Consider the following 17,521-nt stretch of genomic DNA (forward strand, 5'->3'; position numbering starts at 1 on the left):
GGCGATGCGGGATGCTGTCGGGATGCTCCGCAACAAAGTCCCCGCCGTCACGGCGCTGTTCTGGGTCACGAAGCTGCTGACGACGGCGATGGGGGAGACGACCTCCGACTACCTGGTCAAGAACTACGACCCGGTCATCGCGGTCATCGCCGCCTTCGTGGTGTTCGCCGCCGCGCTGGTGCTGCAGTTCGCCGTGCGTCGGTACATCCCGTGGGTGTACTGGCTGACGGTCTTGATGGTGGCGGTGTTCGGCACGATGGTCGCCGACGTCCTGCACATCGTCATCGGCATCCCGTACCTGGTGTCGACGGTCTTCTTCGCGGTCATCCTGGCTGTCGTGTTCGTGGTCTGGTACCGCACGCAGCGGACGCTCTCGGTGCACCACATCGACACGCGGACCCGGGAGTTCTTCTACTGGTGCGCGGTGCTGGCGACGTTCGCGCTCGGCACGGCGGTCGGCGACCTCACGGCCACGACCTTCGGGCTCGGCTACCTGGTGTCCGGGATCCTGTTCGGCGTGCTGTTCGCCATCCCGGGCGTCGCGTACCGCTGGTGGGGGCTCGGCGCGACCGCAGCCTTCTGGACCTCATATGTTCTGACCCGGCCATTCGGAGCCTCGATCTCGGACTACCTGGCCGTCTCCCACGCGCGCGGCGGACTCGACCTGGGCCCCGGACCCGTCAGCCTGGTGCTGTTCGCGGCGATCGTCGTGTGCGTCGTGGTGATGAGCGTCCGACGTCCCGCGGAGCCGGGGGCGACCGCCGCGGAGGGCCGCGCGAGCACCACGCTGGCCGCCGAATAGGCCGCACTCCCGGGTTCCCTTAAAGCGAGCCGCTGGTACCCTCGATCGGGTATGACGCCCGCGGACCCCCCTCGCACGCGCGGCCGCCGCTCGGCAGGCCGACGCGCCGCCGTACCCCCGGCGAGGCGGTCGGGCGCCCGGAAGGCGTCCCAGCCGTCGCCGGCGTCGCCCCGGAACGCGTCAGCACCCCGTCGTCGTGCCCGCCGCCCGCTGCAGCTCCCGCTCCACCACCGCCTCGGCGTCTCGCTGGCCGTGATCGCGCTGATCTGCGGCTTCTCGATCGTGCCGACGGACGCCGCGCTCGCCGCGACCGTGGTCGGCCCGGAGGCCACGACTATGGCTCCCGGCGCGCCCGCCTCGGGCGCCGTGCAGCACCTCCTGGTGGACGCCACGATCGGCGCCCCCATCGTGGACCGCGACACCCTCGGCGCGACGGACAGCATCCAGAGCCTCTCCCGCATCGGCACGAACGAGTCGTGGGCCGAGCTGGTGCTGATGTTCGGCGGCTGGCAGACGACCAAGCCCAACGTGGACTTCATGCTGCGCTGGATGCGTCAGGAGAACGGCCCGCCGGACTGGTGGAACCGCAACAACCCGCTGAACAACGGCTACGGCTCCGGAGGCGGCGCCGGCTTCGGCAGCTACCCCGACCTCGTGACGGCCGCGAAGTACTGCGCCGAGAACCTGCAGCGCGGTTACCCGGCCGTCGTCGCCGGACTCACCGACGGCACGAGCGCCGACGTGACGGCCGCCGCGATCTGGGCCTCCCCGTGGGCGAGCAGCCACTACGGCTACGGCTCGCATTGGAGCACGTCCCCCGTGCAGATCGTCACCGCCCCCGCCTCCGCCTGGGGCAACTGACCTACCGCCGAGGGGCACGTAAACGCCCCTAAAACGCGGTTTTTGGGGCGTTTACGTGCCCCTCGACGGACGCATCAGCGCACGACTTCGGAGGGAGCGCCCTCGCGGGTGATGATCGCGGCGTCGCCGTCCTCGTCCAGCTTCACGCCGAGGCGCTTGCGGAAGGCGCGGGTGAGCACCAGCAGCGTGATGATCCCGATGGTGAGCCAGATCAGGCCGTAGGTGAGCGCGTCGAAGTGGAGGTTGGCCCACAGCACGCCGGTCAGCACCATCCCGATCGCCGGCAGCACGATGTTGCGGATGATCTGCTTCGCGCCGTGCACCTGCCGCTTGCGGATCGCGAAGTGGATGATGACCGTCGCGTTCACCATCGTGAAGGCGATGAGCGCGCCGAAGTTGATCATCGACGACACGAACTCCAGGGTGAACGCCGCCGCCAGCAGCGACACCGCGCCGACCAGCAGCACCGCCACCGCGGGCGTGCGGAACTTCGGGTGCACGAACGACAGCGTCCGCGAGATGCGGCCGTCGCCGTTGCGGGCCATCACGTAGATCATGCGCGAGACGCTCGCGTGCGACGCCAGGCTGGAGGCCACCGCCGCCGCGACCGCGGCCGAGATGAAGAGGATCTGGAAAAGCAGCCCGCCGGTCTTGAGCGCGATCTCCGGCAGCGTGTCGTCTGTGAAGTGGAAGCCGGCGAGCGTCGGGAAGCGCGACTGCGCGAACCACGCCGCGACGAAGAAGATCACGCCGCCGATCATGAGCGCGAGCACGATCGCCTTGGGCACCGTGCGGGTGTCCTTGGCCTCCTCGGTGTACATCGTGATCGCGTCGAAGCCGATGAACGAGAAGCAGACCACGGTCGCGCCGCCGATCACCGCGCCCAGGTGCACGCCCTCGTGGAAGAGCGGCGCGAGGCTGAAGGCCGTCCCAGTGCCGGCGCCCGCGTTCAGCGACGCCCAGGTCAGCGCGACGAACACGGCGATCAGCACGATCTGGAACGCCACCAGGACGCCGTTGACCTTGGAGGTCGACGACATGCTGAACAGGTTCATCGCCGTGATCGCCGCTACGTAGCCGACCACCCAGATCCAGCCGGGCACCTGCGGGAAGAACGACTCCAGGTACAGCCGCACGATGAGCGCGTTGACCAGCGGCAGCAGCAGGTAGTCGAGCAGCGACGACCAGCCGACGAGGAAGCCGACGTTCGGGTGGATGGTCTCCGACGCGTACGTGTACGCCGACCCCGCCGAGGGGAAGACCCGCGTCATCCGGCCATAGCTCACCGCGGTGAACACCATCGCCACGAGTGCGAAGAGGTACGCGGAGGGGACGACGCCATTGGTCTCGCCTGTCACGATGCCGAACGTGTCGAACACGGTCATCGGGGTCATGTAGCCGAGTCCGAGGCCGACGATCGCCCAGAGGCCGAGGGACCGGCGGAGTGCGGTGGGGGCGGGGTTTGTGGACACGCGAGCTCCTTCGCTGCAGTCGGGGACGTGCCATAGTAAGCGCACTCCACAACGAAATCCGAATCGAGAACGACGGATCGCATACCACATCTAGCAATTTCGCCACGGAATACGTGGTGATTCGGCGTTTTGAGTGTCGATTCCATCCGTGGACGAAATCGGCCGGATAACGCTACTTCGTCAGCCACTCCCGCAGCCGCGGCAGCGGCCAGGTCGTCACGATGCGCTCCGCAGGCACGCCGTTGGCCGCAGCGCGCGCCGCCCCGTACGCGAGGAAGTCGAGCTGCCCCGGCGCGTGCGCGTCGGTGTCGATGGAGAACAGGCAGCCCGCGTCGAGCGCCCGCTGGATGAGGTCGTCCGGCGGGTCCTGCCGCTCCGGCCGCGAGTTGATCTCGACCGCGACGCCGTTCTCCGCGCAGGCCGCGAACACCGCGGAAGCGTCGAACTCGCTCGGCGGCCGGGTGCCGCGCGACCCCTGCACCAGTCGTCCTGTGCAGTGGCCCAGCACGTTCGTGTGCGGGGCGCGGATGCCGCCGAGCATCCGGGCGGTCATGGTGCGGCTGTCCGCGCGCAGCTTGGAGTGCACGCTCGCCACCACGACATCCAGCCGGTCGAGGAGGGCGGGCGTCTGGTCGAGCGTGCCGTCCTCCAGGATGTCGACCTCGATGCCGGTGAGGAGGGTCACGCTGCCCGTGTCGAGCCCGGCGATGATGTCGAGCTGCTCCTCCAGCCGCTCGGCGCTCAGGCCGCTGGCGACCGTGAGCGTGGGGGAGTGGTCGGTGATCGCCTGGTACTCGCGGCCCAGCGTGGCGGCCGCGGCGGCCATGACCTCGATGGGCACTGTGCCGTCCGACCACTCGGTGTGGCTGTGGAGGTCGCCGCGCAGCTGGGCGCGCAGCTCCGCCCCTCCGGCGTCGAGCGGCTCGGTGTTGCGTTCGCGGAGGTCGGCCAGGTAGCTCGGGACCTCCCCCTCGACGGCCTGCGAGATGACCTGGAAGGTGCGGTCGCCGATCCCCTTCGTGCGCTTGAGCCGGCCGTCCGCCACGCGTGCCGCGACCTCGTCCGTTCCGAGCGGAGCGATGATCGCGGCCGCCTTGCGGAACGCCTGGACCTTGAAGGACGGGGCGAGCTCGCGCTCGAGCCAGAAGGCGATCTCATTCAGTGCCGCGACCGGTTCCATGCCCTCATGCTCCCACCCCGTCGGCGGTTACGGGGCGTTACGGGTGAGGGCGGCGGCGCGGGAGGGCGCCGCTAGCGTCGGAGGGTGAGCAGCGCGATCGAGAACCTGGGCCGCGAGTCCCGCGTCTACGAGCCGAGCCGGGAGTTCGCGGCGCAGGCGAACGTCGGGCCGGAGGTGTTCGCGGAGGCCGCCGCCGACCCGATCGCCTTCTGGGAGCGCCAGGCCGCGCGTCTCGACTGGGCGGAGCCCTGGCACACCGCGCACACCTGGGAGCCCGCGACACCCGGACCGGACGGCGAGCTCAGCATCCCGCGCGCCGAGTGGTTCGCCGGCGGGAGGCTGAACGCGGCCGTCAACTGCGTCGACCGGCACGTCGCCGCCGGCAACGGCGACCGCGTCGCGCTGTACTTCGAGGGCGAGCCGGGCGATCGCGAGACCGTCACGTACGCCGACCTCCAGCGCCGCGTCGCCCGGGCGGCCAACGCGCTCACCGCGCTCGGCGTCGGGGAGGGCGACCGCGTCGTCGTCTACCTGCCGGTGCTCGTGGAGACGGTCGTCATCACGCTCGCGATCGCGCGGGTGGGCGCCATCCACTCGCTCGTGTTCGGCGGGTTCTCGGCGGAGGCGCTCCGGTTCCGGGTGGAGGACACCGGGGCGAAACTGCTGGTGACCTCCGACGGGCAGTTCCGCCGCGGCGTCGCGGTTCCGGTGAAGGCGCAGGCCGACGCCGCCGTCGCGGGCGTCGACACGATCGAGCACGTGCTGGTCGTCCGCCGCACCGGCGAGCTCACCCCGGACATCCCGTGGACCCCCGGCCGCGACGTCTGGTGGCACGACGTCGTCGACACCGCCCCGGACTTCCACGAGCCAGACGTCTTCGACGCCGAGACCCCGCTCTTCATCATCTACACCTCCGGCACCACCGGCCGGCCGAAGGGCGTCGTCCACACCACCGGCGGCTACCTCACCCAGGCGTCGTGGAGCCACTGGGCGCACTTCGACGCGAAGGACTCCGACGTCTACTGGTGCACCGCCGACCTCGCCTGGGTGACCGCGCACACCTACGTCCTGTACGGCCCGCTGTCGAACGGCGCGACCTCCGTCCTCTATGAGGGCACACCGAACACGCCCAGCGCCGGGCGGCACTTCGAGATCATCGAGCGCTACGGCGTGACGACGTACTACACGGCGCCCACGCTCATCCGCACCTTCATGAGCTGGTTCCCGGACGGGCTTGCCGCGGCGGGCTCATGGGACCTCTCCAGCATCCGGCTCCTCGGCACCGTGGGGGAGGCCATCAACCCGGAGGTCTGGGTCTGGTTCCGGGAGCAGCTCGGCGCCGGCCGCGCACCGGTGGTCGACACCTGGTGGCAGTCGGAGTCCGGCGCGGCCATCGTCGCCCCGCTGCCCGGCGTCACCGCGCTGAAGCCGGGCTCGGCGACGCTGGCGGTGCCCGGCGTCACGGTGCGGGTGGTGGATGAGCGCGGGGAGGACGTGCCGCGCGGGTCCGGCGGCTCCATCGTCATCGACGGCACCTGGCCCGCGATGTCTCGGACGGTCTGGGGCGACCCGGAGCGCTACCGCGACTCCTACTGGCGGACGTTCGCCGACCGCGGCTACTTCCTCGCCGGCGACGGCGCCGCGGTGGACGACGACGGCTACCTGTGGCTGCTCGGGAGGCTGGACGACGTCATCAACGTCTCCGGCCACCGGCTGTCCACCATCGAGATCGAGTCGGCGCTGGTCGCGCATCCGTCCGTCGCGGAGGCCGCCGTGGTCGGCGTCGGCGACGCGACCACCGGTCAGGCGGTGGCGGCGTTCGTCATCCCGGCCGGGGCGCTCGATCCCTCCGGCCTCCGCGACCAGGTGGCCCGCGCGATCGGCGCGATCGCGAAACCGCGCCACGTCGTGGTCGTCGACGACCTCCCGAAGACCCGCTCGGGCAAGATCATGCGGCGGCTGCTGGTCGACCTCTTCGATGGGCGGCCGCTCGGCGACACGACCTCCCTGCAGGACGAGACGGTGCCGGGGCGCATCGCGGAGGTGCTGGCGGCGCGGTCGCGCTGAACTCAGCGGGGGCGAGTCAGTCCTGCTCCAGCCCCACGAACATGGTCTCGTGCAGCACGGCGACGTGCCGTTCCGCGAGCGCGACAGCGGTCTCCGGGTCGTGGCCGCGGATCGCGGCGGCCAGCGCGGCGTGCTCGGCGTTGACCTCGTGGAGGTAGGCGATCGGGTAGGGGATGAAGTACGCGTAGAGGCGGCGCAGGGTCTCCTCGTACAGGCCCACGAGCGCCGGGCGGCCGGCGGCGCGGGCCACCGCCAGGTGGAAGCGCTCGTCCGCGGCGTGGTACTCGGACCAGTCCTGGGCGGTGGCGGCCGCGGCGACGGCGGCGTCCAGCTCCGCGAGGTCGTCGTCGCTGGCGGAGACCGCTGCCAGGTGGGTCAGGCTCGTCTCGGCGAGCAGGCGCTGGTCGATGAGGCGGTGCACCTGCTCCGCGTCTGCGCGGTAGGTCTCGACCGCGGAGCCGGCGCCGGCGGTGACGGCGGCCGCGGTCTCCGCGACGAACGTCCCGCCTGAGCGGCCTCTGACCCGCCGGAGCATGCCCTCCTCGGCGAGGCTCTTGATCGCCCGCCGCGCGGTGATCTCGCTGACGTCGAGGGCGGCGGCGACGTCCGCGTCGCTCGGGAGCTGCTCGCCGGGCGCCAGCAGCCGCAGCTCGACTGCGAGGGCGATCCGCGCGCGCACGGTGTCGACGGCCGAGAGCCGGGTGATCCCGGCCACGGCGGGGCCCGTCAGTGCGGGCACGGCCGTATGCGTGAGCGTGCCGGGAGCGTCTCCGGTCATGGCGTCCAGCATAAGGAGATCATCGGGGGTGGACAAATCCGATCATAATGATCTATTTTATTTCCCAGCAGTTCCGCAGCATCACCGTCCCCGCCCGTCCCGACCAATGGAGGTCCGCAATGCCGGGTCAGCTCACCGTCGCAGGCGTCCAGTCGGCGCCCCGTGCGATCGGCGCCGAACTCGAACCGTTCGCCGCCGACGTTGCCCGCCACGCGGCCGCGGGCGCCCGCCTGGTCGTCTACCCCGAGCTCCACCTGTTCGGGGCCGACCACCTGCCGGAGTCGGTGCGGAACACCGCGCTCGGCGCGTCTGCCGTCCCGCTGGACGGCGAGCTGGTGCGCACGCTCGGCGCGATCGCCGCCGACGCGGGCGTCTGGCTGGTGCCCGGCAGCGTCTGCGAGCGCGGACCGCAGGGCGAGCTCTTCAACACCGCGCTCGCGTTCGCCCCGGACGGCGCGCTCGCCGCGAGCTACCGCAAGATCTTCCCGTGGCGCCCGTTCGAGCCATACGTGCCGGGCGACCGCTTCGTCGTGTTCGACCTCGACGGCAGCACCGTCGGGCTCGACATCTGCTACGACGCCTGGTTCCCCGAGGTCAGCAGGCACCTGGCCTGGCTGGGCGCCGAGGTCATCGTGAACGTCGTGAAGACGACCACGCCCGACCGCGAGCAGGAGGTCGTGCTCGCACGGGCCAACTCCATCGCGAACCAGGTCTTCACCGTGAGCGTCAACACCGCCGGCCCGGTCGGTCGCGGGCGCTCGATCGTCGTCGACCCCGAGGGCGCCGTCCTCGCGGAGTCGGCGGGGGACGAGGAGACCGTCCTCGCCCTCACGCTCGACCTCGACCACGTCGCCCATGTCCGGGAGCACGGCACCGCCGGCGTCAACCGGATGTGGTCGCAGTTCCGCCCAGAGGACGCGGTGATCCCGCTGCCGCTGTACGCGGGGCGGATCGACCCGCGCGACTGGGCCGTCCAGTCCCGCGCTCTCCCGAGCACCACCCCCTCCCGTCAGCCTCTCCTCTGAAGGAACCCGGCATGTCCACTGCACCCGCACCCTCCTCCGCCCAGCCGTCGCTGGCCCGGACGCTGCGCCTCCCGTCCCTCGTGCTCTTCGGCCTCGCGTACATGACGCCGCTGATCGTCCTCGGCATCTTCGGCGTCGTGGCCGAGACCACCGGGGGCGGGAGCGCGTCCGCCTATCTCGTCGCGCTGGTCGCGATGCTGTTCACGGCCTCCAGCTACGGCAGGATGGCCGCCGCCTACCCCGTCGCCGGCTCGGCCTACACCTACGTGCGGCGAACCATCGACCCCCGGGTCGGCTTCCTGGTCGGCTGGGCGGTGCTGCTCGACTACCTGTTCCTCCCGATGGTGATCTGGCTGATCGGCGCCGCCTACCTGGAGGCGCAGTTCCCCGGCGTCCCCGGCTGGCTGTGGATCCTCGGCTTCATCATCGTGACGACCTTGCTGAACATCCTCGGCATCAAGGTCGCCGACCGGACGAACTACATCCTGATGGCGTTCCAGGTGCTCGTCATCGTCGTGTTCGTCGGGCTCTCGATCGGATCCGTCGTCGCCCACCAGGGAACGGGCGGCCTGATCTCGGCCGGACCGTTCGTGAACCCGACCGCGACCTTCCAGGGCGTCACCGCCGGCGCGGCCATCGCGGCCTACTCCTTCCTCGGCTTCGATGCCGTGACCACGTTCACGGAGGAGACGATCGAGCCGCGCAAGACCGTGCCGCGCGCCATCCTGCTCATCGCCCTGATCGGCGGCGTGATCTTCATCCTGGTGTCGTACACGACCCAGCTCGTGCACCCCGGCGGTCAGTTCCACGACTCGTCGTCGGCCGCGTTCGACATCGCGATCACCATCGGCGGCAACGTCTTCGGCTCGATCTTCATCGCGGGCCTGGTGGTCGCGCAGTTCGCCTCCGGCCTCGCCGCCCAGGCCTCCGCCGCCCGCCTGATGTTCGCGATGGGGCGCGACGGAGCGTTGCCCCGCAAGGTGTTCGGCGAGATCAGCCGCCGGTTCCGCTCGCCGGTCGTGAACCTGGTGATCATCGGCGTCGTCGGGTTGGTGGCGATGTTCCTGGATGTCGCGACCTCCACGTCGTTCATCAACTTCGGCGCCTTCGTCGCCTTCACGATGGTGAACGTGTCCGTGATCGTCTACTACTTCCGCCAGCGGCGCGAGGGCCACCGCCACAACGCGATCTTCTACGTGGTGCTGCCCGCGATCGGCGCGATCGTCACCGGCTACCTGCTGACGAGGCTGGACATCAACGCCATCGTGCTCGGACTGAGCTGGCTGGTGATCGGCGTCATCGTTCTCGCCTTCGTGACGAAGGGCTTCCGTCAGCTTCCTCCCGAGATCGCGTACGACGAAGCGGACGCGGAGACCGCGTCCGAGACGCGACCGGCAGCTCCGGCTCCTGCTGCGGCCCCGGCGGCGACGGAGGCCGCCCCGGCCCCGGCCAGGGAGTAGGCGTGCGGCTCGCGCTCGCGCAGCTCGCGTCGGACGACGACGTCGCAGGCAACCTCCGGGCTGTCAGCGACGCCGTCGCGCGCGCGGCGGACCGGGGAGCGGACCTGGTGCTGCTGCCGGAGTACGCGATGTACGAGAAGAAGATGGTGGACGCGACCTTCGCTGGCGTGGCCGAACCGCTCGACGGCCGCTTCGGCTCCGCTGTCGCCGAGCTGGCGGCCTCCCGGCGCGTGACGATCGTGGCGGGCCTCGTCGAACGCTCGTCCGACGGCGCCGATCCCCGCCCGTTCAACACGCTGGCGGCGTTCGGCCCGGACGGCGGCCTCGTGGCCCGTTACCGCAAGATCCACCTCTTCGACTCGTTCGGCTTCCGGGAGTCCGAGTGGATCGCACCGGCCCCTGAGCCGGAGCCCGTCGTCTTCGAGGCCGGAGGGCTGACCGTCGGCCTGATGACCTGTTACGACCTGCGCTTCCCCGAGCTCGGCCGCGCGCTCGCCGACGCCGGCGCCGACCTGTTGGCGGTGTGCTCGTCGTGGGTGCCCGGCCCGCACAAGGTCGACCAGTGGCGGACGCTCGCGCAGGCCCGCGCGATCGAGAACGGCTGCTTCGCCGCGGCGGTGTCGCAGGCGGAGCCCATCTCCGTCGGTCACAGCCTGATCGCGGACCCGCACGGCGAGGTGATCGTGGAGGCAGGGGACTCGCCGGAGGTGATGCTCGGCGACGTGGATCCGGCCGAGGTGATCGCCGCCCGCGAACGCGACCCGGCCCTGCGGCTGCGGCGGCTCTGAGTCAGGACCCGGTCGTCACCCGGTCATCCTGCCGCCGCGGATCGGAACAGGGCGAAGGAGGTCTCGCCGACGATGACGCTCTCCCCGTCGTGGAGGGCGAGCTCCTGGTCGCTGGACAGCTCCAGCTCCCACTGCGCGTCCGGCGGGTCCGGCAGCACGAACTCCACCCCGTTCTCGGCGGCGTTGAGCAGCAGGAGGAAGGAGTCGGCGCCCTCGTGCATGAGCACGAACGCGATCGTCCGGGCCTCCGGGTCGTTCCAGTCGTCGTCCGTGAACGACTCCCCGTCCGCGCGCACGATCCGAACCGTGTCGGAGCCGCCGACGTCGGGCGCGTGCCGGTACCACTCGGGGCGGAGGGCGGGCTCGGTGCGGCGCAGGCGGATGAGCGCCGCCGTGAACGCGTGCAGGTCCCAGTCGGCGTTCGCCCAGTCGTACCAGGAGAGCTCGTTGTCCTGGCAGTAGGCGTTGTTGTTGCCCTGCTGGGTGCGGCCGAGCTCGTCGCCGCCGAGGATCATCGGGACGCCGGCCGAGAGCAGCACCGTCGCGAGGAGGTTCTTCCGCTGCCGGACGCGGACGGCGACGATCTCCTCGTCATCCGTCGGGCCCTCCACGCCGTAGTTGCGCGAGCGGTTGTCGGACTCGCCGTCGCGGTTGTCCTCACCGTTCGCCTCGTTGTGCTTCTCGTCGTAGCTGGTGAGGTCGGCCAGCGTGAAGCCGTCGTGGGCGGTGACGAAGTTGACGCTCGAGAGCGGCGCGCGGCGGGAGTCCTCGTAGATGTCCGGGCTGCCGAGCACGCGCTGCGCGAGCGTGCCGAGCACGCCGGGGGTGCCGCGCCAGAAGTCGCGTACGTCGTCGCGGAACTGCCCGTTCCACTCCGACCAGTCGGCGGGGAACCCGCCGAGCTGGTACCCCGCGGTGTCCCACGGCTCGGCGATCAGCTTGACGCGCGCGAGGGTCGGGTCCTGCTGGATGAGCGTGAGGAAGGCGCTGTGCAGGCTGGCGTCGCCGCCCTGTCGGGTGAGCGTGGTGGCCAGATCGAACCGGAATCCGTCGATGTGGTAGTCGTCCACCCAGTAACGCAGCGAGTCCATGATGAGCTGGAGGGCGGCGGGATGGCTGACGTTGACGCTGTTCCCGGTTCCGGTGGTGTCGAAGTAGTGCGCGCGGTCGCCGTCGACGAGCCGGTAGTAGGAGGGGTTGTCGATGCCCTTGAAGCTGTAGGTCGGCCCGCGGTCGTTGCCCTCGGCGGTGTGGTTGTAGACGACGTCGAGGATGACCTCCAGGCCGGCCGCGTGCAGCGCCTTGACCATGCCCTTGAACTCGTCCACCTGGTGCCCGGTGTCGCCGGTGGCGGCGTACTCGTTGTGCGGCGCGAAGAAGCCGATGGAGTTGTAGCCCCAGTAGTTGCGGAGGCCCTTCTCCTGCAGGTGCGGGTCCTGCACGAACTGGTGCACCGGCATGAGCTCGACCGCGGTGACCCCGAGGTTCTTGAGGTACTCGACGGCGGCCGGGTGCGCGAGGCCGGCGTAGGTGCCGCGGAACTCCTCCGGCACCCACTCCATCAGCTTGGTGAAACCCTTGACGTGGGTCTCGTAGATGATGGTCTCGCCGAGCGGCGTGAACGGACGCTCGTGGTCGCCCCAGTCGAACTCCTGCGGGTCGACGACGACCCCGAGCGCGACGTGCCGCTTGCCGTTCGTGTCGCTGCGCCGCTTGGGCCGGCCGAGCTGGTGGCCGAACACGGCCTGCGAGTTGTCCCACGACCCGGTGACGGCGCGGGCGCGCGTCGGGAGGAGGACCTTCGCGGGCGAGAAGCGGAGCCCGTTGGCGGGATCCCAGGGCCCGGCGACCCGGAGGCCGTAGCGTGTGCCGGGGACGAGGCCCTGGACGTAGCCGTGGAAGACATGCCCGGTCCGGTTGGGGAGCTCGGTCCGGGTCTCCCGGCCGCGCGCGTCGAAGAGCGAGACGTAGACGTTGTCCGCGTTCTCGCTGTAGACGGCGACGTTGGCGCCGCCCTCGACGAGCGTGATGCCGAGCGGATACGGCGTGGAGCCGTCGCGGCTCACTGGACCGCCTCGGAAGAGCTGTGCGCGATGCTGCTGTGCGCGGGGTAGCTGAGCTGGGGGCAGAGCTGGGGCACGGTGCCTCCGATGATCGGTAGACCGATACCTTACCTGCGCCCGCACGAGCGGCGGAAGCGGTTGACACAGGTATCGGGGGCAGCTACGCGGCCGCGACGTACTCCTGCCGCACGACGCCACCCGTGGCGTATTCGATGAAGCCGAAGTCCCGATCGGAGTTCAGGATCACGGCGTCGTTCGCCACGGCGTATGCGGCGATGAGGCAGTCGAAAGCGCCCGCTGCGCGCGCAGCACCGCTGTCCCAGAGCGACTGCTGGATGCCCAGTGCCGCGCTCTCACTCGGGTGCTCCCACGCCGGAAGCAACTCGTCCATGTCTGCCTCCAGCTCCCGGTGCTCTTCGGGAGAGCGGGCGGAGTGGCAATACTCCAGGACCTGCGGTGGGCAGGTGATGAGCAGGTGGTGCGGGAGGATCTCCAGCAGTCGCCGCGCGATGGCCGGGCTGCTGGAAACCTTCTGCCAGATGCTGTTGTCAACGAGGTAGGTCGTCACGAGTCGGCGCTCGTGCCCGGGATGAACGTCGGAGTGATGGTCGGAGCGTCGATCTGGTCCGGCTCGAAGCGGCGGGCGATGATGCGCTCGACGGCCGCCTGCTGACGGTGCATCGCGACCAGCCTCCGGAGCGCGATGTCGACAGCCTCCCGGTTGGAGGATGCGCCCGTGGTCGCCTTCGCCTGCGCGAGCAGATCCGGATCGATGTCGATCGATGTGATGGCCATGATCTCCCCCTTCAATCTATATAGATCATTATATAGCGATGGGGGCGTTGCGTACAGCATGTCGTTCACCTTTCTACCCGCCTGACGCGGACCGCGCCGTCGAACACGGCCTCCGTGACCGTCTCATCCGCTGCGGCCGGGAGGCCGCTCCCGCTCAGCGCCGCCTTCACCCGCAGCCCGGCGCGGGTGAACCCGAACACGCCGTCCACGCAGCTGACCTCCGTGGCGCGCGCATCGGCCGGCAGCTCGCGGCGCAGCTCGATGAGGCGCCGGTACCAGGCGAGCAGTCGGGCGTGCGTCGGCCGGTCGGGTTCGGCCCAGTCGAGGCGGGCGCTTTCGAAGGTGGCCGGGTCCTGCGGGTCGGGGACCACGTCCGGGTCCCAGCCCATCCGGGCGAACTCGGCGATCCGGCCGGTGCGGGTGGCCTCCGCCAACTCGGGCTCGGGGTGCGAGCTGAAGAACGGCCACGGGGTGGTCGCGCCCCACTCCTCGCCCATGAACAGCATCGGCGTGAACGGGCCGAGCAGGATCAAGGCGGCCGCGACCGCGAGGCGACCGTCGTCGAGCGTCGCCGTGAGCCGGTCGCCGACGGCGCGGTTGCCGATCTGGTCGTGGTCCTGGCTGAAGGCGACCAGCCGGGTGAACGGGATGCCGGCGTCGAGCGGCCGGCCGTGGTTCCGTCCGCGGAAGCTCGACCAGCTGCCGTCGTGGAAGAAGCCGCGCTCGAAGACCTTGATCAGCGCCTGCGGCCCGGCGAAGTCGGCGTAGTACCCGCTCGTCTCGCCGGTCAGGTTGACGTGGACGGCGTGGTGCACGTCGTCGTCCCACTGGGCGTCGAGGCCGTAGCCGTGGCTGCGCCGCTCACGGATCAGCTTCGGGTCGTTGAGGTCGCTCTCGGCGATCAGGGTCGCGGGCCGGCCGGTCGTCTCTCGGATGCCGGCCGCCTCCCGCGCGAGCGCCTCCAGGATGTGCTCGGCGCTGCCGTCGTGCAGAGCGTGCACGGCGTCCAGCCGCAGGCCGTCGACGTGCATCTCGCGCAGCCAATAGCGGGCGTTGTCGAGGATGAGCCGCCGGACCTCGCCCGAGTCGGGCCCGTCGAGGTTGACGGACGAACCCCAGGTGGTGCGACCCTCGCTCAGGTAGGGGCCGAACATCGGGAGGTAGTTGCCGCTCGGCCCGAGGTGGTTGTAGACGACGTCCTGGATGACCGCGATCCCGCGGCCGTGACAGGCGTCCACGAACCGCTGGTAGGCGTCGGGACCGCCGTACGGCTCGTGCACCGCGAACCAGAGCACCCCGTCGTAGCCCCACCCGTGCGGCCCGTTGAACGCGTTGACCGGCAACAGTTCGACGGCCTCCACACCGAGGTCCACGAGGTGGTCGAGCCGACCGGACGCGGCGTCCAGGGTGCCTTCGGGCGTGAATGTTCCGAGGTGGAGCTCGTAGATCACGCGACCGGTGAGCGTGCCGGGACGCCAGTCGTGGTCGGTCCAGGCGAAGTCGCCCGGGTCCCAGGTACGGCTCAGCGCGTGCACGCCGCCGGGCTGGCGCCGCGAGCGCGGGTCGGGGAACGGGCCGGCTCCGTCGACCACGAAGCCGTAGTCGAGAGGGCTGTCGGCGCCGTCGAGCGGCGCGGGCAGACCCCACCAGCCGCGTTCGTCCTTCTGGAGTGGATGCCTCCCGGACCCTCCGACCTCGACCTCCACCGTATCCGCACCCGGCGCCCACACCGGGAAGGTGCGGTCCGGATAGCTGCGCTCGCGGACGCCGTCACCCGCTCCGCTGCCGCCCGCGCTCATCGGACCACCGCCAGCAGCGCGACCGGGTACCGGTCGAACACCTCGGCAAGACGTGTCCGGCCGCTCACCTCGCGTCCGGTCAGTTCGTCCCGGTAGGCCGCCGCTCCGAGGTCGACCGCGGTGTCGCCCCAGCCTCCCGACTGAGCGAGCCCGACCGGGAGCCGGGTCGCCAGCGTGACGGCACCGCCGCGGTCGAACGCCACGAGGTGCTCAGCGCGCTCGCCGTCCGCCGTCACAGGCCGGTACTCCGCGAACAGCTCCGGCCGTTCGCGGCGCAGCCGCAGCGCGCGGGAGGTCACCAGCAGTTTCGCCGCGCCCGACGAGTCGATGGGCGGCAGCCAGCCCTCGTCGAGGTGCGCGAGCAGCCCGGCGGCCGCGTCGAACTCCACCGGGCGGCGGTTGTCCGGGTCGACCAGCGACCGCTCCCAGCGCTCCGAGCCCTGGTAGACGTCGGGGACGCCCGGCATGGTGAGCTGGACGAGCTTCGCGCCGAGGCCGTTGCTCGCACCCGGTGCGTCGATGATCGCGGCGACAGCCGCGACCTCCGCCGCCACGCGCGGGTCGTGGAACGCCGCATCCACCAGTTCGCCCATCGCGTCCTCGAAGGCCGCATCGGGGTCGGCCCAGCTCGTGCTCGCGCCGGCCTCTCGCGCTGCCTTGAGCGCGTAGGCCTGGAGGCGCTCCCGCGAGGCGGGCCACGCTCCGACGATCGACTGCCAGAGCAGGTTCTCGAGCGACCCGTCGCCGATCGACACGCGCTGCCGGACCGCAGCGAGGAACCGGCCCCAGCGCTCCGGCAGCTCCGCGAGCACGGCGATGCGCGCCCGGGTGTCCTCGCTGCGCTTGGTGTCGTGCGTGCTCAGGGTCGTCAGCGAGTGCGGCAGGTCGGCCAGGCGCCGCTGCTGCAGGCGATGGAAGTCCGCCACGGCCACGGCGAACTCCGACGGGTCCCCGCCGACCTCCGTCAGCGACACCAGCCGGGTGTACCGGTAGAAGGCGTTGTCCTCCACGCCCTTGGCCATGATCGCGCCGCTGGTCTGCTGGAAGCGCGCGGAGGCCGGCGCCAGGACGCCGTCGGAGTCCGGTGCGAACGCGGTGCCGAGTGCCCGCAGTGCGTCGGCGAGGTCCGGTCGCGTGGCGGACGCGGCGTCGAGCGCTGCGTGCAACTGGTCGGCGCCGAACGGGAGGTAGCTCCGGTAGACCGGGAAGCCAGCGGCCAGCTCGGCCACGGCGTCGGCGAGGGAGTCGGAGTCGGCAATCTCCACGCCCAGGTCGCGCACGACCCGCAGCACCTCCGACCGCAGGATCCCGTCGGCTGCCGCCCGCTTGCGGCGGTGCACCAGCCCCGGCCAGTCCCTGCTCTCCTCACGCGCATCGTGCTCCTCCGCGAGCGCCGTCAGCGGCTCGTCGCCCGCCGGGTTGACGAACACGCGATCCACGAGGCCGAGCGCGTCGTACCCGGTCGTGCCGGCGATCGGCCAGCTCGGGATGCGCTCGTCGCCCTCCAGGATCTTCTCCACCCAGACCGGGCGTCCATCGGCCAGGTCGGCCAGCCGCCGCAGATAGTCGCCGGGGTCGCGGAGGCCGTCCGGGTGATCGACGCGGAGGCCGTCCACGAGCCCTTCGCGCACCCAGCGACCGATCTCGGCGTGCGTGTCGTCGAAGACCTGCGGATCCTCCACCCGCACGCCGGCCAGCGAGTTGACCGCGAAGAACCGGCGGTAGTTCAGCTCGGCATCGGCCCGGCGCCACGAGACCAGCTCGTAGTGCTGGCGGGCGTGCACCTCGCGGGGCGAGGCGAACTCGGTGCCGGGAGCCACGGGGAACCGGTGATCGTAGTAGCGCAGTTCGCCGTTCACGACGCGCAGCGCGTCCTCCTCGTCCGGTCCGTCGCCGAGCACCGGGAGGCGCAGCCGGCCGCCGCCGAACGCCCAGTCGATGTCGAAGTGCCCGGCATACGCGGACTCCTGGCCGAAGCGGAGCACATCCCACCACCACGGGTTCTCCTGCGGGACCGCGACGCCGAGATGGTTGGGCACGATGTCCACGATCACCTGAAGGCCGCGGCGGTGCGCGGCGTCCGCGAATTCGCGCAGCGCCTCCGGGCCGCCGCGCGCCTCGTCCACCCGTGTGGGGTCGACCACGTCGTAACCGTGCGCGGACCCCGCGGACGACTGGAGCAGCGGAGACAGGTAGACGGCGCCGACGCCCAGACGGCGCAGGTAGTCCAGGACCTGCGCGGCGTCCCTCAGCGTGAAGTCGGGCGTGATCTGGAGGCGGTAGGTGCTTTTCGGGACGTCGTGGCTCACACCAAGGATTCTTTCGCGCGGCGCACCCTGCAGGAAGGGGGTGGACATTCCCGTGGACAACTCGCACCTGCCCCCGCCCTGTGGAGGACAGGGGGGGATTGAAAAACCCGTTCGGGTGTGCA

The 17,521-nt window shown here is 71.0% G+C and carries 14 protein-coding genes; 6 read left to right on the forward strand and 8 right to left on the reverse strand.

The genetic code is table 11. The features are described 5' to 3' along the window. The first annotated feature begins 22 nt into the window (after positions 1-22). Entirely contained in the window at positions 23-802 is a 780-nt protein-coding gene (locus tag ACFQ9V_RS06265; protein WP_382458308.1) for a hypothetical protein, read from the forward strand. 51 nt (positions 803-853) lie between these two features. After that, complete coding sequence (locus tag ACFQ9V_RS06270; RefSeq protein WP_382458309.1) at positions 854-1,663, forward strand: hypothetical protein; 810 nt, start codon at positions 854-856, stop codon at positions 1,661-1,663. Between the two features lie 74 nt (positions 1,664-1,737). Here ACFQ9V_RS06270 and ACFQ9V_RS06275 read toward each other — a convergent pair whose 3' ends face one another. Together ACFQ9V_RS06275 and ACFQ9V_RS06280 are read right to left on the reverse strand one after the other, a co-directional pair. Continuing rightward, positions 1,738-3,135, reverse strand: a complete 1,398-nt coding sequence (locus tag ACFQ9V_RS06275) for an APC family permease (RefSeq protein WP_382458310.1) — start codon at positions 3,133-3,135, stop codon at positions 1,738-1,740. 172 nt (positions 3,136-3,307) lie between these two features. Then, positions 3,308-4,315 carry a PHP domain-containing protein gene (locus tag ACFQ9V_RS06280; protein ID WP_382458311.1) on the reverse strand — a complete coding sequence of 336 codons (1,008 nt, stop codon included), beginning with the start codon at positions 4,313-4,315 and terminating at the stop codon, positions 3,308-3,310. An 84-nt stretch (positions 4,316-4,399) separates the two neighbouring features. Between ACFQ9V_RS06280 and acs the strand changes: the two genes are divergently transcribed. Next, positions 4,400-6,382 (forward strand): acetate--CoA ligase, encoded by a 1,983-nt coding sequence (gene acs / locus ACFQ9V_RS06285; RefSeq protein ID WP_382458312.1) that lies wholly within the window; start codon positions 4,400-4,402, stop codon positions 6,380-6,382. Between the two features lie 16 nt (positions 6,383-6,398). Here the strand turns inward: acs and ACFQ9V_RS06290 are convergent, their stop codons facing one another. Next, entirely contained in the window at positions 6,399-7,160 is a 762-nt protein-coding gene (locus ACFQ9V_RS06290; protein ID WP_382458313.1) for a FadR/GntR family transcriptional regulator, read from the reverse strand. Positions 7,161-7,279: 119 nt separating this feature from the next. On the opposite strand from ACFQ9V_RS06290, the gene ACFQ9V_RS06295 reads away from it, so the two are divergent. The 3 genes from ACFQ9V_RS06295 to ACFQ9V_RS06305 are packed head-to-tail and all read left to right on the forward strand — an operon-like array spanning position 7,280 to position 10,433. Next, entirely contained in the window at positions 7,280-8,185 is a 906-nt protein-coding gene (locus ACFQ9V_RS06295; protein ID WP_382458314.1) for a carbon-nitrogen hydrolase family protein, read from the forward strand. An 11-nt stretch (positions 8,186-8,196) separates the two neighbouring features. Further along, complete coding sequence (locus tag ACFQ9V_RS06300; RefSeq protein ID WP_382458315.1) at positions 8,197-9,645, forward strand: APC family permease; 1,449 nt, start codon at positions 8,197-8,199, stop codon at positions 9,643-9,645. A 2-nt stretch (positions 9,646-9,647) separates the two neighbouring features. Beyond that, the gene (locus tag ACFQ9V_RS06305; RefSeq protein WP_382458316.1) at positions 9,648-10,433 is read left to right on the forward strand and encodes a carbon-nitrogen hydrolase family protein; all 786 of its coding nucleotides are present in this window, start codon (positions 9,648-9,650) and stop codon (positions 10,431-10,433) included. 23 nt (positions 10,434-10,456) lie between these two features. Here the strand turns inward: ACFQ9V_RS06305 and glgX are convergent, their stop codons facing one another. From glgX to treY, 5 genes are all read right to left on the reverse strand, one after another. Continuing rightward, positions 10,457-12,499 carry a glycogen debranching protein GlgX gene (gene glgX / locus ACFQ9V_RS06310; RefSeq protein ID WP_382458317.1) on the reverse strand — a complete coding sequence of 681 codons (2,043 nt, stop codon included), beginning with the start codon at positions 12,497-12,499 and terminating at the stop codon, positions 10,457-10,459. 157 nt (positions 12,500-12,656) lie between these two features. After that, positions 12,657-13,064 (reverse strand): PIN domain-containing protein, encoded by a 408-nt coding sequence (locus ACFQ9V_RS06315; protein ID WP_382458318.1) that lies wholly within the window; start codon positions 13,062-13,064, stop codon positions 12,657-12,659. Next, positions 13,061-13,291, reverse strand: a complete 231-nt coding sequence (locus ACFQ9V_RS06320) for a type II toxin-antitoxin system VapB family antitoxin (protein WP_382458319.1) — start codon at positions 13,289-13,291, stop codon at positions 13,061-13,063. Before ACFQ9V_RS06320 ends, ACFQ9V_RS06315 begins: the two co-directional genes overlap by 4 nt. 65 nt (positions 13,292-13,356) lie before the next feature. Then, positions 13,357-15,090 carry a malto-oligosyltrehalose trehalohydrolase gene (gene treZ, locus ACFQ9V_RS06325; RefSeq protein WP_382458320.1) on the reverse strand — a complete coding sequence of 578 codons (1,734 nt, stop codon included), beginning with the start codon at positions 15,088-15,090 and terminating at the stop codon, positions 13,357-13,359. Beyond that, positions 15,087-17,399: a malto-oligosyltrehalose synthase gene (gene treY / locus ACFQ9V_RS06330; protein WP_382458321.1), complete on the reverse strand. Its 2,313-nt coding sequence runs from the start codon at positions 17,397-17,399 to the stop codon at positions 15,087-15,089. Before treY ends, treZ begins: the two co-directional genes overlap by 4 nt. Positions 17,400-17,521 lie beyond the last annotated feature (122 nt).

It is taken from the genome of Leifsonia sp. NPDC056665, from assembly GCF_042791795.1.
GTDB lineage: Bacteria > Actinomycetota > Actinomycetes > Actinomycetales > Microbacteriaceae > Leifsonia.

Bases quoted from the DNA above. Each gene is read 5' to 3' on its own strand.
- ACFQ9V_RS06265 (WP_382458308.1), top strand. From the start codon at position 23: ATGCTCCGCAACAAAGTCCCCGCCGTCACGGCGCTGTTCTGGGTCACG.
- ACFQ9V_RS06270 (WP_382458309.1), top strand. From the start codon at position 854: ATGACGCCCGCGGACCCCCCTCGCACGCGCGGCCGCCGCTCGGCAGGC.
- ACFQ9V_RS06280 (WP_382458311.1), bottom strand. From the start codon at position 4,315: ATGGAACCGGTCGCGGCACTGAATGAGATCGCCTTCTGGCTCGAGCGC.
- ACFQ9V_RS06290 (WP_382458313.1), bottom strand. From the start codon at position 7,160: ATGACCGGAGACGCTCCCGGCACGCTCACGCATACGGCCGTGCCCGCA.
- ACFQ9V_RS06295 (WP_382458314.1), top strand. From the start codon at position 7,280: ATGCCGGGTCAGCTCACCGTCGCAGGCGTCCAGTCGGCGCCCCGTGCG.
- ACFQ9V_RS06300 (WP_382458315.1), top strand. From the start codon at position 8,197: ATGTCCACTGCACCCGCACCCTCCTCCGCCCAGCCGTCGCTGGCCCGG.
- ACFQ9V_RS06320 (WP_382458319.1), bottom strand. From the start codon at position 13,291: ATGGCCATCACATCGATCGACATCGATCCGGATCTGCTCGCGCAGGCG.
- treZ (WP_382458320.1), bottom strand. From the start codon at position 15,090: ATGAGCGCGGGCGGCAGCGGAGCGGGTGACGGCGTCCGCGAGCGCAGC.